The organism is Streptosporangium sp. NPDC004379, assembly GCF_042873875.1.
GTDB lineage: Bacteria > Actinomycetota > Actinomycetes > Streptosporangiales > Streptosporangiaceae > Streptosporangium.
Window position 1 is genome coordinate 139,688 of the sequence record NZ_JBIAMC010000004.1, and the last position, 25,837, is coordinate 165,524.

A 25,837-nucleotide genomic window follows, 5' to 3' on the forward strand; every position below is an offset into this window, starting at 1 on the left:
CGGCAGGACCATCTCATGCCGTACTGGGATCGCCGTGTCTTCCGCGTCTCACAATTTTGTAGGGGTACAGTTCTATAAACTGAACCCCTACAAAATGGCGGGTGGAGATGGACAGACCGGTGGAGATGTTCGACCGGGTGCACGAATGGGCGGCGCTGACACGGTTCATCGCCGACCCGCAGCCCGGCGCCACCCTCGGAGTCGTCTCCGGGCGCCGCCGCCAGGGCAAGACCTTCCTGCTCGACGCGGCGTGCCGGGCCGCCGGAGGGTTCTACTTCGGGGCGACGGAGGCCACGGACGCCGAGTCGCTGCGACGGATCGGTGCCGCGCTGACCGAGCATGTACGGCCGGCGAGTCCGTTCCACTTCGCGAACTGGGGTGAGGCGATCGACGTCCTGCTCGATCTGGGCCGGGAGCGGCCCACCCCCGTGGTGATCGACGAGTTCCCCTACCTCGCCCGCGCCAATCCGGAACTACCCTCCCTGATCCAGGAGGCGTTCCGGCCGCTACGCGAGCAGCGCACCGCCTCGCGCACACGCCTGCTGCTGTGCGGGTCCGCGCTGTCCTTCATGGGCAGGCTGCTGTCCGGCAACGCCCCGCTGCGCGGCCGGGCGGGTCTGGAACTGGTCGTGCGCACCCTCGACCACCGGCTCGCCGCCGAGTTCTGGGGCATCTCGGATCCGCTCCTGGCCCTGAAGGTCAACGCGGTGGTGGGCGGCACCCCCGCCTACCGGCGCGAGTTCGCCCGCGGCGACTCCCCGAGAGGTCCTGAGGACTTCGACGCCTGGGTGGTGCGGACGGTCCTGAATCCGGAGACGCCATTGTTCCGCGAGGCCCGTTACCTGCTGGCAGAGGAGCCCGACCTGCGGGACACCGCCCTGTACCTGTCGGTTCTCGCCGCGGTGGCGGACGGCAACACCACCCGGGGAGGGATGGCGGGATATCTGGAGCGCAAGGCGGTCGACATCGCCCACCCCATCAACGTCCTGGAGGACGCCGGTCTGCTGCGCCGGGAGGCGGACGTCTTCCGGGAGAACCGATCCACCTACCGCATCGCGGAGCCGCTGATCGCCTTCCACCACGCGATCATGCGCCCGGTCTGGGACCAGCTCGAACGCCCTGGATCGGCGGAGCGGGTCTGGCAGGCCAGCCGTCGGCGTTTCGCCAGTAACGTCCTCGGGCCGCACTTCGAGCAGATCTGCCGGGAATGGGCGCTGCACCACGCCGATCCCGATCTGTTCGGCGGCCTGCCCGCCCGTGTCGGCCAGGGGGTCGTCCACGATCCCCGATCCCGTACCGGTCACGAGATCGACGTCGCGGTCGTCGGCATCGCGGACGGGCGAAAGGCCCCGTTGCTGGCCATCGGCGAGGCCAAGCTGAACGACACGATGGGCATGGGACACATCGACCGGCTCCGGCGCATCCGTTCTCTCGTCGCCGAATCCGGCCGCTACGACACCGCCGGCACCCGCCTGATCTGCTTCAGTGGCGCGGGCTTCAACGATGGGCTGCACGAGGTGGCCCGGGAGGCGGACGACGTCGTCCTGGTCGATCTGGCGCGGATCTACGGACATGAGGCGTGACGAGGTTTCGACGGGATGTCACGTGACGGAAAGGTTAAACCTGCCGTGACCGTATTGTGATCTTCGATTGGGAAGATCAAGCGCCGGTTTCGCCGGACGACGGTAGTTGACAATAGGAAAGGGCGCTTTCGATGAAGGCCACTTCGAGGGGACGGCGACTCGCCGTGACGGCCGCCGCGCTGACGGCCCCGGTTCTCGCCATCGGACTCGGAGGCGTCGCGAACGCCCAGGCCGTCCCAGCCCCCACCGCCTCCGCCGCTGTTTCCACCGTCGCCACCGTCTCCGGTGCCGCCACCGCCTCCACCGCCTCCGGCGCGGCCGACGCGCTCAAGCGCCAGCTCGCCGGCAGCCGCGGCGTGGAGTTCGCCGAGACCCTCACCGACACGGTCGTCTCCGGGTCGGACCGCGGCCGCAGGACCGTCTCGCGGACCGAGGGCGTCGCCCGGTTCGGCGGCGGGCGGATCGTCGCCACCGACTCGACGGACGGCACCACGCGGTGGATCTCCTTCGCCGACCGCGCCTACGGCACCGGGGCGCTCTTCCCGACCCTGCCCGCGGGCAAGGAGTGGGTCGTCTCCGCGGACGCGGCCCGCCCCAGGCTCGCGTCCGGCAGCCTGGCGCTCGACGACCCGGCCGTGGTCAGGGCCCTGCTCGCCACCGCCGTGTCCAAGCACTCCGGCGGGACTTACGACGGCGTCCGCACCACCCTCTACCAGGGGAAGATCACCTTCGCCGGGCTGCGCAAGGCACTCCCCGGCCTGCGCCTCGCCTCCGGCGCGCCCCTCGACGCCGCCCGTCTGAAGGCCAAGCTCTCGTGGCGGGTCTGGCTCGGGCAGGACCACCTCGTGCGCCGCGCGTGGAGCTCGTGGACCGAGCCGCGCCGCAAGGGCGTCACCGGCGACGTCGTCCACGTCAGCGACGCCCGCCTGACCGACTGGGGCACCCAGACCCCCATCGTCTCCCCTCCGGAGGAGAAGGTCACGACACCCGGCGACGTCGCGTTCAACTACACCGTCAACGGCTCCACCGGCGACTGAGCCCTTTCAGTCCGTTGACGCCCGGATGAGGGCGTCAGGGCCTACGCTGTCGATCACGGGCCCCACGCGGTTCTTGAGGTTCCTCCTGGACTTCGGACGACCGGGTGGCGGCCGTTCGCGTGCGGTTCGGCCGGGAGGACCCCGGGGCATCGCGAGGTTCCGGGAAGTCCGGCCCTCGGTGAACCCGCGCGCCGCCCCCGACACCGCGTACGAGAGCATTCCGATGGCCCGATACCGAATCCTCGTCGTCGACGACGACCCGGCGATCCTGCGTTCCCTCCGGCGTGGCCTGACCCTGGAGGGCTTCGACGTGGAGACCGCGGACTCGGGGGAACGGGCGCTGGAGCTCGCCCGCGACGCCGCGCCGGACGCGGTCGTCCTCGACGTGTCGATGCCCGGCCTGTCGGGGATCGAGGTGTGCACCCGCCTGCGGGCCCGGGACTGGCAGACGCCGGTGCTGATGCTGTCGGCCATGGACGAGGTGGCCGACCGGGTCGCCGGGCTGGCGGCCGGAGCCGACGACTACGTCGTCAAGCCGTTCGAGCTGGAGGAACTGGTACTGCGGCTGCGCGCCCTGCTGCGCCGGGCCGGTCGCCTCCCCGGTACGGCGGTCCGGGTGGGCCCGCTGACCGTCGATCCGCAGGCCCGCCGGGTCACCGTGAACGGCCGCGAGGTCGGGCTGACCAGACGCGAGTTCGACCTGCTGGAGGTGCTGGCGCTCAACGCCGGCATCGTGCTGTCCCGGCCGGTGCTGCTGGAGCGGGTCTGGGGATACGAGTTCGAGGTGACCGACAACGCCGTGGACACCTTCGTCGGATACCTGCGGCGCAAACTGGAGGCCGGGGGCGAGCCGCGCATGGTGCACACGGTGCGCGGCGTCGGCTTCGTGCTGCGCGACCCGTCCCCGTGAGTCCCATGTCGCGCGGAACGCGATGAGGTCCCGTGTCGCGCGGAACGCCATGAGGTCCCGCGCCGCGCGGAACGCGATGGGATTCCGCGCCGTACGGCTCGCCTCCACGGGGTGTCGTGCAGCACGATCCGTCCCGTGAGATTCCCCGCCGTGCGATCCGTCCCCAAGAAGCTGTCCACGCGGTTCGCCCTCCTCTTCGCCGTCCTGGTGCCGCTCCTGGTGCTGCTGGCCGGGGTGCTCGTGCTGAACCTGGTCTCCGGCGACCTGCGCGCCGAGCGGGACAGGCAGCTCACGGCCCGGCTGCGGGCGCTTGCGCCGACGGCCTCCGCGTACTCGTGGCGGACCCGGATCCTGCCCGAGCTTCCCCCTGACTTCCTCAGGCAGCGGCTCGCCGCCGCCGCGGCCGGGGCCGAGGGCGTGGGCGGTATCCGCCTCGACGTCGCCGGCGCCGAGCCACTCGTCATCGGGGACGCGCCGACCGCGCCGCCGGGTACCGGTACCGGTACGGCCGCGCCGCCGGGCACGGGCACGGCCGGCCCGGCCGACCTCGTCGCCGACGGGCGGCGATGGCGGTTCGTGACCTCCGCCCTGGGGGTGGAGGGCCGCAGCGCCCGGCTGTCGGTCTTCGAGCCGGACGAGCGCCTCGCCGGACAGCTCGCGCTGCTCCGACGGCGGCTGGCGGTCACCACGCTGCTCGCGGCGGCGGCGGGCGCCGTCGCGGGGTTCGGCCTCGGCAGGTTCGCGGTGCGGCCGCTGGCGGCGCTGCACCGGCAGGCCCGGACGATCGACCTGCCGCCGCGGGCGGGGACCCGGCTGGCGACCACCTCCGGGGTCGCCGAGATCGACGAGCTGGCCCAGGTGCTCAACCGGCTGCTGGACCGGCGTGACGCGGCGGTCGCGCGTACCGGTGAGGCGCTGGAGGCCGCCCGCGCCTTCGCGGCCACCGCGGCGCACGAGCTGCGCACCCCGCTGACCAGCATGGGCACCAATCTCTCCCTCCTCGGACACCCCGGACTCGACCCGCGGGAGCGGTCCGAGATCGTCGCGGACCTGGCCGCGGAGCACGGCCGGACGCACCGGCTGATCACGATGCTGCGGCGGCTGGCGCAGGGGGAACTGCTGGATCCCGCGACCTTCACCGACGTGGAGCTGACCGAGGTCGTGACGGCCGCGACCGAGGACGCCCGGCGGCGGCACCCCCATGCCGTGATCACCGTCTCGACGGCGGACGACGTGCCCGTGCGGGGATGGGCGGAGGGGCTCCGGGTGATCGCCGACAACCTGCTCGACAACGCCGCGGTCCACGGCGCCGACGGCCACGGCCGCGCCGAGGTCACGGTCACCCTGTCCGCCGACGGCGGGACCGCCGTACTCTCCGTCCGGGACGGCGGTCCCGGGATCGCCCCGGCCGACCGGGAGCGGGTCTTCACCCGCTTCCACCGCCGCGCGGGCAGTCCCGGCTCCGGGCTCGGCCTCACCCTGGTCCGCCAGCAGGCGGCGCTGCACGGCGGCACCGCCGCCGTGGCCGAACCGGGTTCCACCTCCGGGACCCGGATCGAGGTACGGCTTCCGATGAGCCACGGCGGTCCGGCGGAGACGGCGAGGACGGTGAAGACGACAGGGACGACGGGGACGACGGGGACGGCCGGAACCCGGTCCTGGCTGGAGTGACGGCCGGCCGGTGGAGACGCCCGGACCCGGATGGGACCTCGCGTGCACGGCTCGCCGTACCGGGGGTACGCGCCGCCGATGACGAGGCGGGACCGCGCGTGCGCGGCTCGTCGGAAGGCTTGCCAGAGAACTGCCATGAAACCCCGCCATCATGTCCGGCCGGGAGCCGGGCATTCCGAGTCCGCTCCCTCTGTGTCTCCGTATCCTGATCCGACCATTCCCCTGGAGCGCTGGAATGCCCAAGAGACTCCTCGCCGTCTGCGCGGCCGCGGCCGCCCTGGCGTTCGCCGTCCCGGCGGCCCCCGCGCTGGCGGCGCCGGTTCCTCCGTCGTCCGTACGGCAGGCGCCCGCGGTGCCGGTTCCGTCATCCGTACGGCAGGCCCCCGCCGAGCCGCCGGCCGCGTCCGACCTCGTGTGGCCGTCGGGGAAACCGGTCACGCTGCGCAGCGCGCCCCGGAAGCTCTCCGTCAGCTACACCTTCGACGGGAGGACGTACACCCTCGACGACTTCCTCACCCGCTCGAAGGCCGACGGATTCGTCGTGCTCGACAACCAGAAGATCGTGTACGAGCGGTACAGGGACGCCGGCCGCGACACGCGCTTCCAGTCATGGTCGGTCGGGAAGTCCTTCACCTCGGCCGCGGTCGGCATCGCCCTGCGGGAGAGGCGCATCCGCTCGATCGACGACCCGGTGACCAGGTATCTTCCCGAGCTGAAGGGCTCGGGCTACGACGGCGTGTCCATCCGCGACCTCCTGCGGATGTCGTCGGGGATCGAGTGGGACGAGAAGACCGACGTGCCGAAGGTGCATCTGGCGGCCCTGCGTGGCCGGTCGGTCAAGGATCTGGCGGCGCGGCGGGTGAACGGCTGGAAGCCCGGCACCAGGTTCGAGTACACCAGCATGAACTCCTTCGTGCTCGCCAGGCTGGTGAGCCGGGCGACGGGCGTGCCGTACCACGACTACGTCGAGAAGAAGATCTGGAAGCCCGCCGGCATGGAGTCCACCGCCCGCCTCACCCATGACGGCGACGGCGACAGCCTCGGCTACTGCTGCTACTACGCGACCGACCGCGACTTCGCCCGGTTCGGCCTGCTCTACATGAACGGCGGCAAGGCGCACGGCCGCCAGGTGGTGCCGGCCTCCTGGGTCAGGGAGTCGACCAGGCCCTCCGCCTCCTTCAACCCCGGCTACGGCCTGCACTGGTGGCTCGGAGATGGCGGCGAGGGCGACTTCATGGCCGCGGGCTTCGGCGGGCAGTACATCTACGTCTCGCCCGGGAAGCGGGTCGTCATCGTCAAGTCGTCCGCCTCCGGCTCCCCGGGCGAGGGGGACGGCGGACTGTCCCAGCCGGCGGACCAGGGCGAGACCCTGACGGCGTTCCGCGCGATCGCCGCCGAGGTGGCGAGGACCCGCTGACGACGCGACGGCGACCCGCCCCGAGCGGTCGTACCGGCCCGATCGCGGCCGGTCCGACCGCGACGGCGCCGGTCGTGGGGCCGGGCGGAGCGGGAAGCCCCCGGCGGGCCGACTCAGCGGGCCGGGCAGGGCGGGCCGGGCAGGGAGGGAAGCCCCCTCCCGGCGGGCCGGCTCAGCCGCCGAACGCCGGATAGCCCGGCAGCGGGGTCACCTTCCACGAGCCGGCCACCTCGCGCAGCAGCAGGCGCATCGTCTCGGCGAACGCCGGGAACTCCGTCAGCGCGCTCGCCGTCTCCCAGCGGTGCCGGATCACCTGCCGCATCGTCGCCACCGGCCGCCGGGTCCGGTGCATGAGCCGGTCCTCCTCCGTCACCCGGGGCAGCAGGAACGTCGTCGTGTGCGCCGTCCAGACGGCGACGGCCCGGCGGACCCCGGCGTTCCACACCGCGTCGTCGGCCAGCGCCGGGTAGATCGTGACGACCTCCGCCCGGTACGTCTCCTCGATCTTCTCGGCCATGCCGTCCGGCAGGGTGAAGACGCACCAGCAGGAGGAGAAGGGCATCCGGCAGTACGCGGCGGTCAGGAAGACCGACTCGTAGGCCGCCGACTCGAAGTCGATCAGCCGGAGACCGTCGTCGGTGAGCAGGTTGTTGTCGGGGCAGGTGTCACCCGGGGTGAAGGCCGGGTACTCGTCGTGCTCCACCGTCCCGGCCAGCGCCAGGTCCTCGGCCAGCCCGGGCGGAGCGGCGAGGCCGAGCTCGTCGAGCAGCTCGGACAGCCGGGGGGCGAGCGCCGGAATCCACGGCTCGTCCTCCACCGGGGGCGCGCCGTGCCGGGCCCGGTCCGCCATGAGCCCGCCGTACCGGGCCCGCAGCTCCGTGAAGTCGGCCCGACGGGGCACCGACGCGGCGGCGAGCCGGCCGAGCCCGCCCGACCAGGCCAGCAGCCCGTCGGCGGCGTCCTCGGGGTCGTCTCCGAGGAGCACGTCGGCGAGGGTCGGCGCGGTCCCGAGGTCGGACATCACCACGAGCGGGACGGCGGGGTCCACGCCCAGCAGTTCGGGACCGGCCAGGCCCAGCGAGAGCCCGGCGGCCTCCGCGGTGAAGCCGTACAGCGCGTCGGGTTCGGCGGCGTACGCCTTGACGACCACGCTCCCCCCGCCGGCCGTACGGCAGCGCAGCACTGTGCTGCGGGGGTTGCCGCCCAGATCGACCGGATCGGACAGCTCGACGCCCGCCGCCTCGCTCGCCGCGCGCAGGATCGCTTCCATGGGGGATCTCCTCGGGGCCCCGGGCGAGGTTCCGCCGTCCTCGCCGGGGTCGTGCAGTGCGGCGGCCGGAGGGCCGTCCCCCGAGGGTCGTTCCCGGGGGCAGGAAGGATCCTGCCGCGCCGACGCCGGGATATCCACCGATATATCCCCGGCCGACCATGGCTTCCTCAGAAGCTAGGCGACGGTGTACTCGGTGTCGTCGAAGTCCGCGACCACACGGAGCCGTCCACCGAGGGCCTCGACATAGGACCGCAGAGTCGCCACCTCGACGCGGTCGACTTCACCGTGCTCGATGGCCGAGACCCGTGGACCGGAGACCCCCATGGTGTCAGCGACGTCGCGTTGCGTCAGATCCTGCTCGCGCCGTATCTCCGCGAGCCTGTACGCCCTGACCTCCGCGGTGAGACGTTCCATCGCGGCCGACTTCTCGGCCTCCGACTGCACGGGCAGCCCCGCGGCCTGGCGCCGCTCCCGTGCCCGTCGCTTCACCTCGTCCCAGTCGACCGTGCTCATTCGTACTCCCTGGTCGCTAACTCTGCTACATGCTCGGCGTACCGTTTCTCCGCCAGCGGCACATTTACGTAATACCAATGATCCCAATTACCGGCCTTGTCGCCTGCCGCAAGTAGCGCCGCTCGGCGTGTCGGATCAAAGGCGAACAGGATGCGGATCTCACTTCTCCGCGATGAACCGGGCCGCAGCTCCTTGAGGTGGTGGTTGTCGGCCCCCTTGACGCGATCGGCCAGTGGCCGGCCGAGTGTCGGCCCGACCTGCGCCAGCATGTCCACGGCGTTCTCCACCTGCTCGGCACTCTCCCAGTCGTCCTGGCACAACCGGTCGTACCATTCGGCGACCTCGGCAACCAGTACGATCTGCCATCCAGCCCCCATCCATAGCTTAACCCTGGCATTAAGTCAGCAGCAAGGAGGTGGTTTTCTGCCTTTGCCTCCGACGCGATGGAGGCGACGAACCGGCGCAAGGCGATCGAGAGCGGATCCGATCAGGGGAACCGGCTGGAGGCGGCTCCGTGGACGGCCTACACGGAAAGGGCCGCCCACCGGGCATCGCATGGATGCCCGGTGGGCGGCGCGCGTGGGATCGGCGGGGTGGACGGGTCAGCCGTCGTAGCGGTCCTCGAAGGCGGTGAAGGCGCCCTCCTGCCGCCACTCGGCCGCCGCCTTGGGGCTCTTCTTCAGTACGGCCAGGCATGACGGAGCCGGCTCCCCGCCGAGCGGGGAGCCCGCGCACTCCGGCACCGGGGTGTGGTCGTCCGGAGCCCGCCAGAGGCTCGCGCCCTGGAGGAAGCTGTGGTCGAGGGCGGTGCGGGCCAGGGTCTTCAGGTCGGCGTAGCGCAGGCCGTACTGGGTGATCGCCCGGAGGTACTCGCCGTTCAGGTCGGTGTGCTCGATGCCCGCGTCGTCGGTGACGAGGGCGACGGGCACGCCCGCCCTGCGGTACTCCGCGAACGGGTGCGCGTCATCGCAGACCTTGAGGATCTGGCAGTTGCTGGTGAGGGCGATCTCGACGAGGACGTGCCCGCGGGCCATGTCGGCCATGAGCCCGGCCGGGTCGTCCTCGCCGCCGATGCTGGCGCCGTGCCCGATGCGCTCGGCGTGGCCGGTCTTCACGGCCTCGCGGATGTGGAACCTCAGGTCCGCGTCCGGAGCCAGGCCGGGGGTCAGCTCACCGGCGTGCAGGCTGATGTGCGCCTCCGGGTAGAGGCCGCGCAGGTAGTCGAGCATGCGCATGTGCAGCCGGTAGTCGCGCAGCGCGACCGGGTCGTCCTCGGGGGCGACGAGGTTGACGCCGACGTAGCGCTCGTCGGCCTTGGCCAGTTCGAAGCCCAGCAGCATCTGGGCGAAGACCACCTCGGGCGGGGCGGTGCGGGTGACCTGGAGGAGGAAACGCAGAGGCAGCGCGCAGCCGGGATCGGCGTCCCCGTCGTCGCAGCGCAGGTCCTTGCGCATCCGGGCGATGTCGGTGTCGGCGTCGGCGCGGGCCGCCTTGACGATGCCCGCCATCGCGCCGTCGGCGAGCAGCCGGTCGCGCAGGCCGGCCAGGTCGGAGGCGCTGCCGCCGGCCTTCTTGACGAGGTCCTGGACGGCCCCCGACTGGCGGGACAGCATGACCTCCAGCGTGAACTCCTGCTGGGCGGCGGCCCGCGCGGCGAGCAGCGCGAGCATCTCCCCCTTGTCGGAGGTCGCGGCCCCGAACCTGCCGAACGCCGAGAAGAAGTGGTCGTGGCCCGACTCCTTGCCGGGGGTGAAGCCGCGCATGGACCAGGCGCGCACGATGTCGTCGGCGAAACGCGGGTCGGTGACCGCGTCGCGCGCCGGCCGCTGCCCGTCGCGGCACGGCGGCGCCGACGCGGTGAGGGACGCGGTGTCGACGCACAGGTCGCCCCGCACGGCGGAGTTGAGCAGATATCCGGTGGGCACGGCGCCCGACAGGTGCGTGTGCAGGTCGGCGCCCTTGGGCAGGTCGGCGACGAACTCCCCGAGCCTGCCGGGCTCGTGGCGGACGCTGTCGAGGTAGGCCTCGACCCGCGCGATCGTGTCGGGTGCGTCGCCCGCGGCCTGCGCGTCCGTCCACGTCGGCGCGCTCGTCAACGCCTGCGCGCCCGGCTGCGCCGCCGCGTTCGCCGACGCGTTCTCCAGCGCCTGCGCGTCCGTCCGCTCCGGCGCGCTCGTCGACGCCCGGACGTCCGTCCACGCCTGCTCGCCTGTCCGTGCCTGCGTACCCGTCCACGCCGGTGCCCCGGCGACCGCGACCGCCACTCCGATCGCGGCAAGACCCTTGGTCAACATCATGGCGGCCAGCCAACCACGATCTTCACGGACGGTTGCGTAATGTGACGACCATGTTTCCGCATGTGACCGGGGGTGGACGCGGCGTGCCCGCCGTACGGGGCGGGCACGCCGCGGGAGCGGGCGGGGTCAGCAGCGGACGAGGAGACCGGTGAGGGCGGTGCAGGTGGCCGACGCCGTGTCGTCGGACGGCTGGGGGTCGGCGGGTGCGCTGTCGAGGCGGGAGGCGGTCACGGTGAGGCGGCCGCTGATGACGAGGAGCCGGGTGTAGAGGCCCATGGACCTGGTCACCGAGCCGCCCGCGGGGATGGCGCCGAGGTCACAGGTGACGGTGCGCGCCGCGGCGTCCACGGCGCAGCCCTGGGCGCTCGGCCCGGTGAACGCGGAGGGGTAGGTGAAGCGCAGCCGCGCCGCGGTCGTGGCGGCGGGCCCCCGGTTCGTGACGGTCGCGGTGAAGGTGGCGTGGGAGACGCCCAGCCCCTTGGGAGAGGCGTCCAGCGAGACGGCGAGGTTCGCCGAGGAGACGGCGCCGATCGTCAGGCCGCCGAGGTCGGTGGTGGCGGGCCCTTCCGGAGTGGTCTCCACGAGGGCGGCGCTCAGGGGCGCCTGGCCGGACGCGGTGCTCTTGAACGGGACGTACACCACGGTGCGGTTCGCGGCGCCGGGCGCGAGGTCGCGCAGGGTGACGGTGATCGTGCGGTTCGCGGCGTTCCCGACGACCGTGTCGGTGTGGTGCTCGGGGTCGGGCGACCACCAGGAGAAGCTGCCCGCGCTGAGGCTGCCGTCGGCCTCGGGGGCGAAGGTGACGGTCACCGTGGCCGAGTCGACCGGGAGACCGGAGACGTTGGTGTAGTTGAGATCCAGCAGGGCCTCGCCGCCGGCGTCGACCGTCGTCGGGGCGGTGAGCGTGATGTGCCCCGGCTGCCCGATGGTGGTCGTGGCGGCGGCCGCGGCCCGCGGGCCGGTCAGGACGGTGACGGCCAGCAGCGCCAGCAGGACGCCTGCCAACAGGGGTGTCCGGCGGGTACGGCCCGGCGCGACGCCTGTCTGGGGGGACATGTCTCCTCCTTCGTGCCGCCTGCGCGGCGGAGAACGGCTCGGTGGCCACCACGCGGGACGGTCGACCAGGCCCCTGTACGGCGGAGACCGGGGTGGGGGGAGGAAGCGTTCCGTGCGCGATGACAACCAGAGTGTGACGAATGCTCGTCAAAGAGGAGACTGTTTTCAGATATCAGTCGATATTGCGGTGATTTTTCGCTTATGTGCTTTCCCGGTCCTCGGGCGGAGCCAGACGGGCCGCCACCCGGTGCAGTGCCGCCAGCTCACCGGGGGAGAGCTCCGACAGGACGGCGGGCGGCCGGTAGAAGCGGCGGAGGATCCGGTCGCGCAGTTCCTCGCCCGCGTCGCTCAGCGCCACGACCTTGACGCGCCGGTCGGTCGGGTGGGGGCGGCGCTCGACGTAGCCCTGTTTCTGCAGCCGGTCGACGATCCAGGTCACGGTCGAGGCGTCGCACCGCCACATGTCGGCGAGCGCGCGCATCGGCTCTCCGGGGCCCGGGGCCAGCCGGATGAGGGCCTTGAGGTCTCCCGGGCTGACGCCCAGCCCGGCGACGGCCTCCAGGGTGCGCTCGTGCTCAGCCATGAAGAAGTCGTACAGGGCTTCCCAGATCTCCGACCTGAGCTGTTCGTCCTGCTCAGGGTCCCGTCGTTCCATGGCGACCATGGTACGTCCATGGCATGCATCCAAATGTTGGATGCATGACAATGTTGGATGTATCAAACTATCTGTTATCGTTCGGGACGGCGGAGCTTCGAGCGGTGCCTCCGGCGCTCCCCGAGCGCCGGCGAGAACGCCCCGGCACGTCGGGACGCCCGCCGCGTCGCCGGACGTTCGGGTGCGTCGGGACGCCCGGCGACGCGGCGGAACACCCGCGGAGCGACCACCCACACCCACAGCGACACCCACAGCGAGACTCACAGCGAGGAGCCCCCCATGACCGTTCTCGTCACCGGAGCGACCGGCCGGGTCGGCAGCAGGTTCGTCCCCCGGCTGCTCCAGCGGACCCGAGCCGTCCGCGTGCTGGTCCGCGACGCCGTACGGGCCGAGCCGCTCGCCCGGCTCGGCGCCGAGGTGGCCGTCGGCGACCTGCGGGACACCGGCGACCTGACCGCCGCGCTCAAGGGCGCCGAGGCGGTCGTCCACCTGGGCGCGGCCTTCCGGGGCGTCCCCGGCGAGGAGGCCGTCGCGGTCAACCACGCCGCCACGGTCGAACTGGCCGCCGCCGCGCTCCGGGCCGGCGTCGGCCGGTTCGTCCACGCCAGCACCAACCTCGTCTACGGCTCGGACTCCATCCACGGCGCGGGTCCCGACAGGGCCGCGGGCCGGGGCCGGCCCGCCGCCGAGACCGACGAGATCTCCGGCCCCGCCGGGGCCTACCCCCGCAGCAAGGCCGAGGCCGAGAGGGTGCTCGGCGAGATGCACCGGGCCGAGGGGCTGCCGCTGCGCGTCCTCCGCCTGTCCTTCGTCTACGGCGACGGCGACCCGCATCTCGCCGAGTCGCTCCACTGGGCGCGCGGCTGGGCCGCGCACAAGCGCCTGCACATGGTCCACCACGCCGACGTCGCCCAGGCGCTGATCCTGGCGCTTTCGGCGCGCGGTGTGGACGGCGAGACGTTCAACGTGGCCGACGACGCGCCCGTCACCGCGCTGGAGCTGCTCCGGCTCAACGGCGAGCCGATCCCGGAGGGGATGGCGGACCGGGCGCTGGACGATCCGTGGGAGGGCATCGTCGACACCGCGAAGATCCGGCGCGAGCTGGGCTTCCGCCCGATCCACCCGACCGTCCACACCGCCCGGGACGCCGGGGCGCTCTGAGCGGTGGAGAATCGGCTTGAGTCTCCAGTCACTGGAAGGTCCAGGCTGATCCTGTGAACGACCACGAGGAGCTGTTCACCATCGGACAGCTCGCCCGCCGTACCGGCCTGCCGGTGCGCACCATCCGCTTCTGGTCCGACATCGACGTCGTGCCGCCGACCGGCCGCTCGACCGGCGGGTACCGGCTCTACGACGCCGAGGCGGTGGCCCGGCTGGACCTGGTGCGGACGCTCCGCGAGCTGGGGCTGGACCTGGAGACGGTCCGGTCGGTGCTGGCCCGGCAGGGCGGCGTCGCCGACGTCGCCAGGGCCCACGCCGAGGCGCTGGACGCGGAGATCCGCATCCTGCGCCTGCGGCGCGCGGTGCTGCGGTCGGTCGCGCGCAGAGGAAGCACGATCGAGGAGATGAGGCTCATGAACGACATGGCACGGCTGTCGGCGGGGGAACGGCAGCGGATCATCGACGAGTTCGTCGACGGCGCCTTCGCCGGCGTCCCCGCCGACGCGCCGGGGGCGGGCATCGCGGGGGCGATGCGGCAGCTGCCGGCGGAGCTGCCGGACGACCCGACCGACGAGCAGGTGGACGCCTGGGTCGAACTCGCCACGCTCGCCGGGGACGAGGACTTCCGGCGTCGCGTCCGGGAGATGGCCACGGCGGGCGCGGCGGCGGAGCAGTCCCCGTCCTACGACGCCGCGTCGGTGGCGGAGCACGCCGGGGCCGCCGCCGAGGCGGGGATCGATCCCGCCTCGGCCGGGGGCCGGGCCGTGCTGGAGCGGATCGCCGGCGTGGACGTGCCCGCGGCGGAGCGGATCCGGCTGGCCGAGCAGGTGGAGCTGTTAACCGACCGGCGGGTGGAGCGGTACTGGGAGCTGATGGGCGTCCTCCACGGCCGCCCGCCGTTTCCGTCCCAGGTCGCGGCATTCGAGTGGTTCGCCGCGGCGCTGCGCGCCCACGCCTGACCACCGGTGAGCCCGGTGCCCGTGGCGCCGCGCCCGCGCCTGACCACCGGTGAGCCCGGTGCCCGTGATGCCGCGAGCGCGGCGCCACGGGCACCGGAGAAGGCGGTCAGATCCAGCGGAAGGACTGGTTCCACTCGGAGCTGCAGCTCCACATCTGGATGGGCGTGCCCAGGCGGTGCCCCTTGCCCTTGGCGTCGAGGCAGAAGCCGTTCAGGCTGCTGCGGATGGTCTGGTAGCCGCCCCTGCCGTACTTCGAGCCGCCCGAGTACCAGCGCTGGTTCGAGGCGGCGCTGCAGCTCCACATCTGCACCACCGCGCCCACCCTGGGGTTGAAGTCCTTGACGTCGAGGCACTTGCCGTTGAGCGCGCTGCGGATCGTGCCGTCGCCGTACCTGGTCCAGAGCTGGTTGGCGTTGCTGTTGCAGCTCCACAGCTGGACCCTCGCGCCGTTGCCCGTGTTGAAGTCCTTGACGTCGAGGCACAGGTTGAACTCGACCATCTGGATCCGCTTGGCGCCCGCCAGTCGCGCGGCCGTCGCGTTCGCGCCCGCCGCCTGCGTGATCGACGCGTTCGCGGCCGACCCCCGTACGGCCGACGCGTCCGCGGGCGCGGACATGAGCGCGAGTCCCGACGCGATGACCGCCGAGGCCGCGACGACGCCGAGTAAGCGGTTCTTTCCCATTCCTGCCACCCCGTTCTCGCCTGAGCGATTCTCATCCGCGACGTGAGCCGGGAGGTCCGGCTCACGTCGTCACCCACTGGTGAGACGACCGCCCGGGGCGGTGAGTTCGGGATGATTTCCGAGGTGTTCGAGGGATTCCTGGAAGGGATTTCCGGAGAGGCCCGGTGGTCAGCGCCCGGTCTGGAAGGCGGCCATCGGGATGGGCAGCCAGGCGGGACGGTTGCGCGCCTCGTAGCCGACCTCGTAGACCGCCTTCATCATCTCCAGGGCCCGCAGCAGGACCGCGTCCTGGGCCTGGAGACGCCCGCCGCCCGCGGAGTATCCGGCGAGGAAGGACGAGCGGTTCAGCTCGGCCCACTCCACGGCCCGGGGGTAGAGCTCCTCGGCCCGCGGCCGGCCGGCCAGCAGGTGGCGGGCGGCGTAGTCGAACGAGCGCAGCATGCCCGCCACGTCCCGCAGCGGCGAGGACAGGGCCCGGCGCTCCTCCAGGGGCTGGCCGGGCTCGCCCTCGAAGTCGAGGACGATCCAGTCGGTCGGGGTGCGCATGACCTGGCCCAGGTGGTAGTCGCCGTGGACCCGCTGGACCGGGATCTCGCGGGCGGTGTCGGCGACCCGCTGGTATGCCTCCTGGACCACGTGGGCGTGGCGGCCCAGCTCGGGCACCTCCTCGACCATCTGGGCCAGGCGGCGGCGCTGGTCCTCGATGAGCTGCTTGACCTCGTGGGCCTCCATCACCGAGGTCGGGAAGGTCTCGGCCAGCTCCCGGTGGACCTCGGCGGTGGCCACGCCGAGACGGTAGGACTCGGCGCTGAAGTCGCCGCCCGCCTCCGAGGCCGAGGAGGTGAGGCCGGCGTAGAGGTCGCGGACGCTGGCCAGCGCCAGGGCCCAGCCGTCGTTGGCGGTCGCCAGGAACTCCTGCGTGATCGCAAGCGTGGTCGGCTCGCCGTCCAGGTCGGCCTCGATCCAGCCGTACGGCCGCGCGATGTGCCGGGCGTCGCGGGCGGCCAGGGCGCGGACGATCTCCAGCTCGGGGTTGACGCCGGGGATCAGCCGGCGGAACAGCTTGCAGATGTAGGTCTCGCCGTACACCAGGGAGGTGTTGGACTGTTCGGCGCCCAGCACCAGGCTGCGCAGCGAGGTGTCGATGTCGGTGCCCGGCAGGTGCCGCATGCGCAGTGGGCCGGTGTCGCGGTCCTCGGCCATCCCGTCCAGCAGGACGCAGGTGAGGTCGGCGTCGTGGGCCGCGTCGTAGTAGCCCTCGCCGATCCGGACGTGGCCGAACCGGCCGGAGGTGTCGCCGTCGGTGCCGAGCAGGAGCTGGTAGCGGTCGACGTCGTCGCCCTGGCGGACGCGGAGGATGAGGTGACGGAGGCGGGGGGCGAGCTCGACGTCGGACTCGACGTCGAGCTCGTCTATCGGCCGCCCCTTACCGGCGAACCATCGCTGATGCGCTATCCATCCGGCAAGGAGCTCCGTCAACACGGCCTTACGCCTCCTGGGGTACGGGCGGCAGGGTGAACCAGTAGAACCCATGCCCAGGAAGCGTCAAAAGATACGGAAGTTCGCCGATCGGGGGGAAAGGAACTCCGCCCATCGTCTCCACGGGCACCGAGCCCTCGAACCGGCGCAGGTCGAGCTCCACCGGCTGCGGGAACCGCGAGAGGTTGTTGACGCACAGCATCCGGTCGTCGCCCAGTTCCCGCACGTAGGCGAGGACGCTGGGGTTGGAGGAGTTCAGCTCGGTGAAGTCGCCGAGGCCGAACACCGGGTGCCGCTTGCGGATGTCGATCATGCGCTTGGTCCAGTGCAGCAGTGAACCGGAGTTCTTCTGCTGGGCCTCGACGTTGATCGCCTGGAAGCCGTAGATCGGGTCCATGATGAGCGGGAGGTACAGCCGGCCCGGGTCGCAGTTGGAGAACCCGGCGTTGCGGTCGGGGCTCCACTGCATCGGGGTGCGGACGCCGTCGCGGTCGCCGAGCCAGATGTTGTCGCCCATGCCGATCTCGTCGCCGTAGTAGAGCACGGGGGAGCCGGGCAGCGACAGCAGCAGCGCGGTGAACAGCTCGATCTGGTTGCGGTCGTTCTCCAGCAGCGGCGCCAGGCGCCGCCGGATGCCGACGTTGGCCCGCATCCGGGGGTCCTTGGCGTACTCGGAGTACATGTAGTCGCGCTCGTCGTCGGTGACCATCTCCAGCGTCAGCTCGTCGTGGTTGCGCAGGAAGATGCCCCACTGGCAGTGCTCGGGGATCTTCGGCGTCTGGGCCAGGATCTCCGAGATGGGGTAGCGCGACTCCCGACGCACGGCCATGAAGATGCGCGGCATCAGCGGGAAGTGGAACGCCATATGGCACTCGTCGCCGCCGGTGGCCGGGTCGCCGAAGTACTCCACCACGTCGGCCGGCCACTGGTTGGCCTCGGCCAGCAGCACCCGGTCGGGGTAGAGGCGGTCCACCTCGGCCCGGACCCGCTTGAGGTAGGCGTGCGTCCTGGGCAGGTTCTCGCAGTTGGTGCCGTCCTGCTCGAACAGGTAGGGGATGGCGTCCATCCGGAACCCGTCGATGCCGAGGTCCAGCCAGAACCGCAGCACCTCCAGCATGGCCTCCTGGACGTCGGGGTTCTCGTAGTTGAGGTCCGGCTGGTGGGAGAAGAAACGGTGCCAGTAGTACTGGCCGCGCACCGGGTCGTAGGTCCAGTTGGACGCCTCGGTGTCGATGAAGATGATCCGGGCGTCCTGGTAGCGCTCGTCGGTGTCGTTCCAGACGTAGAAGTCGCCGAACGGGCCCTCGGGGTCGTGGCGGGACGCCTGGAACCACGGGTGCTGGTCGCTGGTGTGGTTCATCACCAGGTCGGCGATGACCCGCATGCCGCGCTTGTGGGCCTCGTCCACCAGCTTCACGAAGTCGCCGAGGTCGCCGAACTCCGGCAGGATCTTCATGAAGTCCGCGATGTCGTAGCCGCCGTCGCGCAGCGGCGACTCGTACAGCGGCAGCAGCCACAGGCAGTCGACGCCGAGCCACTGGAGGTAGTCCAGTTTCTCGATCAGGCCGCGGATGTCTCCGGTGCCGTCGCCGTTGGAGTCGGCGAAGCCCCGGATCAGCACCTCGTAGAAGACCGCGCGCTTGAACCAGTACGGGTCCCGAGGCTTCTCCTCGTCGAAGGTGTTCGGGATCGGCTCGGTTGGCTGACTCACCAGTGGACTCCCCGCTTCTTCAACCGGTACCGCGTGTTCCGGCCCGCTCACCGCTGGTTCGCCGGGGCACGCAGAGTGAAGATGTGTGCTGGTCGGACATGAGGATCGAGGCGCACGTAGTTGTCCTGCCGCCAGTGGTACGACTCGCCCGACAGTTCGTCGTCGACGACGAACTCGTCGTTCCAGCCGAGACCGAGGGCGGGCATGTCGAGCGACACCGTGGCCTCATGGGTGTGGTATGGGTCGAGATTCACAACCGTCAGCACCACGTCGCCCAGGCCGTGCCGTCGTGTGGCCGTGTCGTAGGCACCGGGCAGCCGCTTGGAGAAGCAGACCAGGTCCGGATGGTCGACGCTGTGGAACCGTAGGTTACGCAGTTCCTGGAGCGCCGGGTGAGCTCTTCGCAACAAATTGAGTTGCGTGATGAGCGGGGCCAGGCTACGGCCCTCGCGCTCGGCCTCGGCCCAGTCGCGAGGTCTGTACTGATATTTCTCGCTATCGAGGTATTCCTCACTGCCTGGACGAACCGGGACGTTCTCCGCGAGCTCATAGCCGGCGTAGACGCCCCAGGTCGGCATCGCCATCGCCGCGAGGATCGCTCTGATGCGGAATGCCGGGACTCCCCCGTGCTGGAGGTACTCGTGAAGGATGTCCGGAGTGTTGACGAAGATGTTGGGCCGCATGTAGTGCGACGTCTCGTGGGACAGCTCGGTGAAGTAGCTCTCCACCTCCTCCCGCGTATTGCGCCACGTGAAGTAGGTGTAGGACTGCTGGAAGCCGACCTTGCCCAGGGTGCGCATCATCGCCGGCCGGGTGAACGCCTCGGCCAGGAACAGCACGTCCGGGTCGGTCGAGTTGACGTCGGCGATCAGCCGCTCCCAGAACGCCACCGGCTTGGTGTGCGGGTTGTCCACCCGGAAGATCCGCACCCCGTGGTCCATCCACAGCCGCACCACCCGCTTCACCTCGGCGTAGATCCCCTCGGGGTCCTTGTCGAAGTTCAGCGGGTAGATGTCCTGGTACTTCTTCGGCGGGTTCTCGGCGTAGGCGATGGAGCCGTCGGCGCGGACGTTGAACCACTCCGGGTGCTCCCTGACCCACGGGTGGTCCGGCGAGCACTGCAGCGCCAGGTCGAGCGCGACCTCCATGCCCAGCTCGCGGGTCTTGGCCACGAACTCGTCGAAGTCCTCGAAGGTGCCGAGGTCGGGGTGGATCGCGTCGTGGCCGCCCTCCTCCGAGCCGATCGCCCACGGCGAGCCCGGGTCGTACGGCTCGGGCGTCAGCGTGTTGTTGCGGCCCTTGCGGAAGCTGTGCCCGATCGGGTGGACCGGCGGCAGGTAGACGACGTCGAAGCCCATCTTGGCGACGGCCGGCAGCCGCAGGGCCGCCGTCTTGAACGTCCCGGACTTGGGCGCGACGCCCTCCTGGACGATCGCGCCCTCCGACCGCGGGAAGAACTCGTACCACGACCCGAACAGCGCCCGGCGCCGCTCGACCCTGACCACCCGCTTGCCGGTACGGGTCACCAGGTCGCGCAGCGGGTGCGCGCGCAGCAGCGCGGCCGTCTCCGCCGACTGGGCCGCCGCGAACCGGGCGCGCGGGTCCACCGCCTGGTCGCGCAGCCGGGAGGCGACCTCCAGCAGCGCGGCGCGGTGCCCGCAGGCCGCCGCCGCGCCCGAGGAGGCCCGCCCCGCCGTACGGCCGGCCGTCTTCGCGTTCCGGGCGCCCTTCGCGCCCTTGGACGCCACGGGGGCCGAGGGGCAGTCGGCGGGCCGTACGGCACGGGCGGCCCGCTCGAAGAGCCGGGCGCCCTCCTCGCACATCAGCTCGGCGTCCATGTCCCGCGGGATCTTGATGCCCGCGTCGTGCAGCCAGGTCGCGATCGGGTCGCTCCACGCCTCGACGCGGAAGTGCCACGCGCCCTCGTCGGGCAGGGCCACCTCCACCCCCCACCGGTCGGTGCCCGGAGCCAGCTCGGCCATGGGCAGCAACCGGCCGCGGGTGCCGTCGGGGTCGGTGAGCACCACGCCGGCCGCCACCGCGTCGTGTCCCTCCCGGAACACGGTGGCGGAGATCTCGAAGGTCTCGCCCGCGGCGGCCTTGGCGGGGTAACGCCCGCACTCGACCGTCGGGTGCACGTCAAGGATGGGAATTCGTCCGATCATCGCATCTCACGGTAGCGACGGCACACCGGTGCCGCCGGAGAAGTCGGCCAGAAAAGATCTTCGTTTTATCAAACAACCCCGTGACCGGCCTCCGGGGGCGTGACCACGCTCGACCACAACTCGCGCGGGAGACCGGTTCCCGAGGGGATGGAGCGGTCGGCCCCTAGATGCCTGCCCCAATAGTCCATCTTCATACCTGTGAGGGAAAGACCGGGGAACCCCCGCTTTCCCGGGCGAGTTGGGGCGGTGAACGACCGCCCCGTGATCGACCCTTCTTTGATGTGGTTTGGGGGCGATTGATAGCGGTGAGGGGGAGACGCGTGAGTGTCGAGGTCGCCACCAGTGGCGCTGAGTAATTAGGGTCTGGCAGCGTGAGAGCAATCCGCAGGTTCACCGTCCGCACCGTTCTTCCTCCGGAGCTGGCCTCGCTTGGCGAGCTTGTGCGCAATCTGCGCTGGTCATGGCATCCCGAGACGCTCGACCTCTTCGCCGAGGTCGATCCGGAGGTGTGGGAGAGGGTCGGCCACGACCCCGTCGCACTGCTCGGAGCCGTCGATCCGGCGCGGCTGCGCGAGCTCGCCGCCGACCGCCGCTTCCTGCGGCGGGTCGCCGACGCCGCGGACGACCTCCATGAGTACACGACCGCGCCCGGCTGGTACCAGACGGTCCCCGACGCGCCCCGGGCCATCGCCTATTTCTCCCCCGAGTACGGCATCGCCGCCGCCCTGCCGCAGTACTCCGGCGGCCTGGGCATCCTGGCGGGCGACCACCTCAAGGCCGCCAGCGACCTGGGCGTGCCGATCCTGGCGGTCGGCCTGCTGTACCGGCACGGCTACTTCACCCAGTCGCTGTCGCCCGAGGGCTGGCAGCTGGAGCACTACCCCTCCCTCGACCCGGGCGGCCTGCCGCTGACCCTGCTGCGGGAGGAGGACGGCGCGCCGGTGCGGATCGCGATCGGCCTGCCCGAGGGCCGCACCCTGCACGCCCAGATCTGGATCGCCCAGGTGGGCCGGGTCCCGCTGCTGCTGCTCGACTCCGACGTGGCCGAGAACGACACCGCCGCCCGCGACGTCACCGACCGCCTCTACGGCGGCGGCGGCGACCACCGCCTGATGCAGGAGCTGCTGCTCGGCATCGGCGGCGTCCGCGCCATCCGCGCCTACTGCCGGGTCACCGGCCACCCCGAGCCGGAGGTGTTCCACACCAACGAGGGCCACGCGGGCTTCCTCGGCCTGGAGCGCATCCGCGAGCTGACCGAGAGCAGGCTCTCCTTCGACGAGGCGCTGGAGGCGGTCCGCGCCGGCACGGTCTTCACCACCCACACGCCCGTCCCCGCCGGCATCGACCGCTTCCCGGCGGAGATGATCGCCCGCCAGTTCGGCGAGGGCAACGCCTGGCCCACCGTCCCGGTGGAGCGCATCCTCGCGCTCGGCGCGGAGAAGGAGCCCGGCAGGTTCAACATGGCCGCGATGGGCATGCGGCTGGCCCAGCGGGTCAACGGCGTCTCCGAGCTGCACGGCGAGGTCAGCCGGGAGATGTTCCAGGACCTGTGGCCGGGCTTCGACGCGGCCGACGTCCCGATCGGGTCGATCACCAACGGCGTGCACGCGCCCACCTGGGTCGGCCGGGAGATCATGGAGCTGGCAGGGCGGGAGCTGCCCTCGCTCGTCGAGCGGGCCCAGGGCTGGGAGGGCGTCAACAAGATCTCCGACGCCGACGTCTGGGCCATCCGCGGCCGGCTGCGCGCCCGGCTGGTCGAGGGGGCGCGCGAGCGGCTGCGCCGCTCCTGGCTCGCCCGGGGCGCCTCCCGCGCCGAACTGGGCTGGATCGACGACGCCCTCGACCCCGACGTGCTGACCATCGGCTTCGCCCGCCGGGTCCCCTCCTACAAGCGGCTCACGCTGATGCTGAAGGACCCCGACCGGCTCCGCCGGCTCCTCCTCGACCCCGACAAGCCGGTCCAGATCGTGATCGCCGGCAAGGCGCACCCGGCCGACGAGGGCGGCAAGAAGCTCATCCAGCAGATCGTGAAGTTCGCCGACGCCGAGGACGTGCGGCACCGCATCGTCTTCCTGCCCGACTACGACATGGCGCTCGGCCAGCTCATGGTCCAGGGCGCCGACGTGTGGATGAACAACCCGCTGCGCCCGCTGGAGGCGTGCGGCACCTCCGGGATGAAGGCCGCCCTGAACGGCGGGCTCAACCTGTCCATCCGGGACGGCTGGTGGGACGAGTGGTACGACGGCACCAACGGCTGGGCCGTCCCCACCGCCGACGGCGTCAGTGACCCCGACCGCCGCGACGAGCTGGAGGCCGGGGCGCTGTACGACCTGGTCGAGCACGAGGTGGCCGACCGCTTCTACGACCGGGCGGCCGACGGCCTGCCGATGCGCTGGCTGGAGATGGTCCGCCACACCCTGACCTCCCTCGGTCCCAAGGTCCTGGCCGGGCGGATGCTCCGCGACTACGTCGTCGACCTCTACACCCCGGCCGCGAAGTCGGGCCGCGAGCTGCTCAAGGACGGCTACGAGCCGGCCAGGGGCTTCGCCGCCTGGAAGCTGCGCCTCGCCCAGGCGTGGCCCGGGGTGCGGGTGGAGCACGTGGAGACCTCCAACCTCGGCGACACCCCCGAGGTGGGCGCGGCGCTGGAGGTGCGGGCCACCATCGCCCTGGGCGAGCTGCACCCCGAGGACGTCCGCGTCCAGGCCGCCTACGGCCCGGTCGGGCTCCACGACGAGCTGGTACGGCCCGCCTACACCACCCTGACCCTGGAGTCCGACGGCGACGACGGCAGGGCCGTCTTCGCCGGGACCGTCCCGCTGGACCGCACCGGCGCGTTCGGTTACAGCGTCCGGGTCGTCCCCGACCACCCGCTCATGGACACGCCCGCCGAGCTGGGCCTGGTCACCGTGCCGGAGGAGCCGGCGGGGATGACCAACGGCACCCTGCGCTGATCCCGCCGCCCGCCGCCCGCCTCCCGCCCGCCCTGACCGGCCGGCGGGAGGAGCGGAGGCGAACGGGGAGGGGGCCGGGGCCGCGCGCCCCGGCCCCCTCCTTCTCACGTCCTTCTCTCATGTCCGCGCCGTGTCCTCCGGCGTGCCGGGACCAGGCGTCCTCCGGCACACCGGCGGTCAGGCGTCCTCCGGCGCCGCGGGGATCAGGTGGCGGACACCACCACGTCCTCGGCCTTGACGAACATCACGCGGTGGCCGAACTGGATCTGGTAGTACTTCTGCTTCCCGCGGATCACCTGGTGGTTCGACGTGTCGAAGGTCACCGCCCGGTAGTACTCGCCGACCGCGGCCAGGCCGACGGTGTAGCGCTGGCCCGCGGCGAAGGTGTACTGCAGCGGGCTGATCGTCTGGTACGGCACGCCCTCCGGGTACGCCGCCTCCTCCGGGTACGCCCTGCCGTACACCGGCACGCTCGCCAGGCCCGGCTTGGGCGTCACCACCAGGCCCTTGGACGGCACCGCGGTGGGCTGGGACGCGGGGTTGTGGAACCACGCCTTCTGACCGAGGTACCAGATCGCGGTCCAGTCGCCCTGGCGGTCGGCGACGGCGTAGCGCTGGCCGGTGACGGCGCGGGCGCTGTGGTCGTAGACGCTGTAGAGCGAGTCACCGGTCGGGTGCTTGCCGACGTCCTTGACCAGCGGGGCGTCCTCACGCGGCTCGGTGCGCAGCCAGACCGACGCCGAGCCGTGCGGGGCGCAGCCGGCGTCGGGGTTCTTGCGGTCGCAGCCGTAGTAGTACGGCTGGTTCCTCTCGTAGTCGGGCAGGATCATCACCGACTCGGTCCGCGGGCCGCCGGTGCCGTGCAGCGGGTGGCCGAGGAGCTGGAAGTAGTGCGCCCAGTCCCAGAAGGGGCCCGGGTCCTCGTGCATGCCCCGCACCGTGGAGGCGATCGTCCCGGGCACGTTGTCGTGGCCGAGGATGTGCGCCCGGTCGAGCGGGACGCCGTGGCGCAGGGCCAGGTAGCGCACCAGGCGGGCCGAGCTGCGGTACATCGCCTCGGTGTACCAGAAGGCGCCCTCGGCGAGGAACCCCTCGTGCTCGATGCCGATCGACTTGGCGTTGACGTACCAGTTGCCCGCCTGCCAGGCGACGTCCTTGGTCTTCACGTGCTGGGCGATGTGCCCGTCCACGGAACGCACCGAGTAGTGCCAGCTCGCCGGGCGCGCGGGGTCCTGCACCAGCCGCACGGAGGGGTCGAAGTAGCCCTCCATGTCGTGGATGACGATGTAGTCGACCTTCTGGTTGACCGGCCGGTTCGATTTGTCGTGGTTGCCGTAGTCGTCGCCGGGCAGTTCCTGGTAGGGCGCGGGGATCCACTCGCACGAGACGGTGGGCGGGCATTCGGCCTCGCCGCGCTGGGGCCGGCGCAGCCCCAGCTTCTCCAGCCAGCGGTCCATCTTCCGCAGGCCGGGCCTGGCGCGCAGCTCGACCTTCTGCCCGTCGTCGGTGACGCGCTGGGCGCCGGACTCGATCGTGGCGTAGACCTCGTCGGCGAAGAACTTCGCCGCCTCGGCCTCCTCGGCGCCGGAGTAGCGGGCCACCGCGCCGTACCACTCGCCCGGGTCGTCGCTGAGCGGCGCGCCGAGCGTCTTCTGGTAGTCGGCGAGCAGGGCGGCGCCGCCGCGGATGTTGGCGGCCGGGTCGCCGCGCAGCTCCTCGCGGCTCGCGCCGGTGAGATCGGCCGCCTTCTCCAGGGTCCTGAGCGAGGCGGGGATCTCGGCGGGCGCCGGCGCGGCCTGGGGGGCCGGCAGCGGGCGGCCGTCGTCGCCCCGGGCGTCCTCGGTGCCCTCGGCGTGGTGGTTCCCGCCGGTGAACCCGGCCGCGTCGGTGAGGTGCATCGGGCCGTACCCGGCGGAGTTGCTCGGCTTGCCCGCGTTGGCGTCCCAGCGTGACTCCAGGTAGGAGACGCCGAGCAGGACGCTCTCGGGCACGCCGTACGCCTTGGCGGCCTCGGTGAAGGCCGCCTGCCGGTCGTCGGGAGCGGCCGTCCGCGTGGCGGAGGCCGGTTGCGCAAGGGAGAGGCTGCCTGCGGCCACGATGGCCGCGGCCGCCAGGCGGAGGGGGGACGATCGTCGCACGAACGCTCCTCGGCTGGGGGAATCCGATGCGAGAAAGCCTGCGAAGCCGAGCCCACGATGTCAATAACATTCTTCATTTTGCCGACACCTAGCGAAGAATTTCTTCACCCTGTCAGCGCGGTGGCCTCCCGCCTCGACCGCTTCCGTGGCTAATGACGGTCGCGGGCACGTCCCCGGTC

Annotated in this window: 19 protein-coding genes; 8 read left to right on the plus strand and 11 right to left on the minus strand. The window is 71.7% G+C overall.

What is annotated here, in order from left to right; genetic code table 11:
• Positions 1-107 precede the first annotated feature (107 nt).
• The 5 genes from ACFYSC_RS10630 (at position 108) to ACFYSC_RS10650 (ending at position 6,618) form a co-directional block, all read left to right on the plus strand.
• A complete protein-coding gene (locus ACFYSC_RS10630) occupies positions 108-1,583 on the plus strand; it encodes an ATP-binding protein (protein ID WP_389960309.1) in 1,476 nt (491 codons plus the stop codon).
• A gap of 131 nt (positions 1,584-1,714) precedes the next feature.
• Positions 1,715-2,620: a hypothetical protein gene (locus ACFYSC_RS10635; RefSeq protein ID WP_389959585.1), complete on the plus strand. Its 906-nt coding sequence runs from the start codon at positions 1,715-1,717 to the stop codon at positions 2,618-2,620.
• Positions 2,621-2,843: 223 nt separating this feature from the next.
• On the plus strand, positions 2,844-3,530 hold the full coding sequence (locus ACFYSC_RS10640) for a response regulator transcription factor (RefSeq protein WP_389959588.1): 687 nt from the start codon (positions 2,844-2,846) through the stop codon (positions 3,528-3,530).
• 135 nt (positions 3,531-3,665) lie between these two features.
• Entirely contained in the window at positions 3,666-5,201 is a 1,536-nt protein-coding gene (locus ACFYSC_RS10645; RefSeq protein ID WP_389959591.1) for a sensor histidine kinase, read from the plus strand.
• Between the two features lie 235 nt (positions 5,202-5,436).
• Positions 5,437-6,618 (plus strand): serine hydrolase domain-containing protein, encoded by a 1,182-nt coding sequence (locus tag ACFYSC_RS10650; RefSeq protein ID WP_389959594.1) that lies wholly within the window; start codon positions 5,437-5,439, stop codon positions 6,616-6,618.
• Positions 6,619-6,790: 172 nt separating this feature from the next.
• Here ACFYSC_RS10650 and ACFYSC_RS10655 read toward each other — a convergent pair whose 3' ends face one another.
• The 6 genes from ACFYSC_RS10655 to ACFYSC_RS10680 all read right to left on the minus strand — a co-directional run bounded on the left by ACFYSC_RS10655 (position 6,791) and on the right by ACFYSC_RS10680 (position 12,409).
• Positions 6,791-7,888 carry a hypothetical protein gene (locus ACFYSC_RS10655; RefSeq protein WP_389959597.1) on the minus strand — a complete coding sequence of 366 codons (1,098 nt, stop codon included), beginning with the start codon at positions 7,886-7,888 and terminating at the stop codon, positions 6,791-6,793.
• Between the two features lie 174 nt (positions 7,889-8,062).
• On the minus strand, positions 8,063-8,401 hold the full coding sequence (locus ACFYSC_RS10660) for an XRE family transcriptional regulator (protein WP_389959600.1): 339 nt from the start codon (positions 8,399-8,401) through the stop codon (positions 8,063-8,065).
• Positions 8,398-8,778 carry a type II toxin-antitoxin system RelE/ParE family toxin gene (locus ACFYSC_RS10665; protein ID WP_389959603.1) on the minus strand — a complete coding sequence of 127 codons (381 nt, stop codon included), beginning with the start codon at positions 8,776-8,778 and terminating at the stop codon, positions 8,398-8,400. The genes ACFYSC_RS10660 and ACFYSC_RS10665 overlap by 4 nt, the downstream gene beginning before the upstream one ends.
• Before the next feature lie 225 nt (positions 8,779-9,003).
• Positions 9,004-10,698: a hypothetical protein gene (locus ACFYSC_RS10670; protein WP_389959606.1), complete on the minus strand. Its 1,695-nt coding sequence runs from the start codon at positions 10,696-10,698 to the stop codon at positions 9,004-9,006.
• A 126-nt stretch (positions 10,699-10,824) separates the two neighbouring features.
• Positions 10,825-11,754 carry a hypothetical protein gene (locus tag ACFYSC_RS10675; RefSeq protein WP_389959609.1) on the minus strand — a complete coding sequence of 310 codons (930 nt, stop codon included), beginning with the start codon at positions 11,752-11,754 and terminating at the stop codon, positions 10,825-10,827.
• A 199-nt stretch (positions 11,755-11,953) separates the two neighbouring features.
• On the minus strand, positions 11,954-12,409 hold the full coding sequence (locus ACFYSC_RS10680; protein WP_389959612.1) for a MarR family winged helix-turn-helix transcriptional regulator: 456 nt from the start codon (positions 12,407-12,409) through the stop codon (positions 11,954-11,956).
• A gap of 279 nt (positions 12,410-12,688) precedes the next feature.
• Between ACFYSC_RS10680 and ACFYSC_RS10685 the strand changes: the two genes are divergently transcribed.
• Both ACFYSC_RS10685 and ACFYSC_RS10690 read left to right on the plus strand, forming a co-directional pair.
• Complete coding sequence (locus tag ACFYSC_RS10685; RefSeq protein WP_389959614.1) at positions 12,689-13,570, plus strand: NAD-dependent epimerase/dehydratase family protein; 882 nt, start codon at positions 12,689-12,691, stop codon at positions 13,568-13,570.
• A gap of 53 nt (positions 13,571-13,623) precedes the next feature.
• The gene (locus ACFYSC_RS10690) at positions 13,624-14,529 is read left to right on the plus strand and encodes a MerR family transcriptional regulator (RefSeq protein WP_389959616.1); all 906 of its coding nucleotides are present in this window, start codon (positions 13,624-13,626) and stop codon (positions 14,527-14,529) included.
• A 106-nt stretch (positions 14,530-14,635) separates the two neighbouring features.
• On the opposite strand, the gene ACFYSC_RS10695 is transcribed toward ACFYSC_RS10690, so the two are convergent.
• From ACFYSC_RS10695 to ACFYSC_RS10710, 4 genes are all read right to left on the minus strand, one after another.
• Positions 14,636-15,211: an RICIN domain-containing protein gene (locus tag ACFYSC_RS10695; protein WP_389959618.1), complete on the minus strand. Its 576-nt coding sequence runs from the start codon at positions 15,209-15,211 to the stop codon at positions 14,636-14,638.
• Positions 15,212-15,379: 168 nt separating this feature from the next.
• Entirely contained in the window at positions 15,380-16,693 is a 1,314-nt protein-coding gene (locus ACFYSC_RS10700; RefSeq protein WP_389959620.1) for an aminoglycoside phosphotransferase, read from the minus strand.
• 4 nt (positions 16,694-16,697) lie between these two features.
• Positions 16,698-18,401, minus strand: a complete 1,704-nt coding sequence (gene treS / locus ACFYSC_RS10705; protein ID WP_389959623.1) for a maltose alpha-D-glucosyltransferase — start codon at positions 18,399-18,401, stop codon at positions 16,698-16,700.
• 47 nt (positions 18,402-18,448) lie between these two features.
• Complete coding sequence (locus ACFYSC_RS10710; RefSeq protein WP_389959626.1) at positions 18,449-20,566, minus strand: alpha-1,4-glucan--maltose-1-phosphate maltosyltransferase; 2,118 nt, start codon at positions 20,564-20,566, stop codon at positions 18,449-18,451.
• Between the two features lie 371 nt (positions 20,567-20,937).
• Between ACFYSC_RS10710 and glgP the strand changes: the two genes are divergently transcribed.
• The gene (gene glgP, locus ACFYSC_RS10715) at positions 20,938-23,520 is read left to right on the plus strand and encodes an alpha-glucan family phosphorylase (RefSeq protein ID WP_389959628.1); all 2,583 of its coding nucleotides are present in this window, start codon (positions 20,938-20,940) and stop codon (positions 23,518-23,520) included.
• A gap of 203 nt (positions 23,521-23,723) precedes the next feature.
• Here the strand turns inward: glgP and ACFYSC_RS10720 are convergent, their stop codons facing one another.
• The gene (locus ACFYSC_RS10720) at positions 23,724-25,658 is read right to left on the minus strand and encodes an N-acetylmuramoyl-L-alanine amidase (protein ID WP_389959630.1); all 1,935 of its coding nucleotides are present in this window, start codon (positions 25,656-25,658) and stop codon (positions 23,724-23,726) included.
• Between the last annotated feature and the right edge of the window lie 179 nt (positions 25,659-25,837).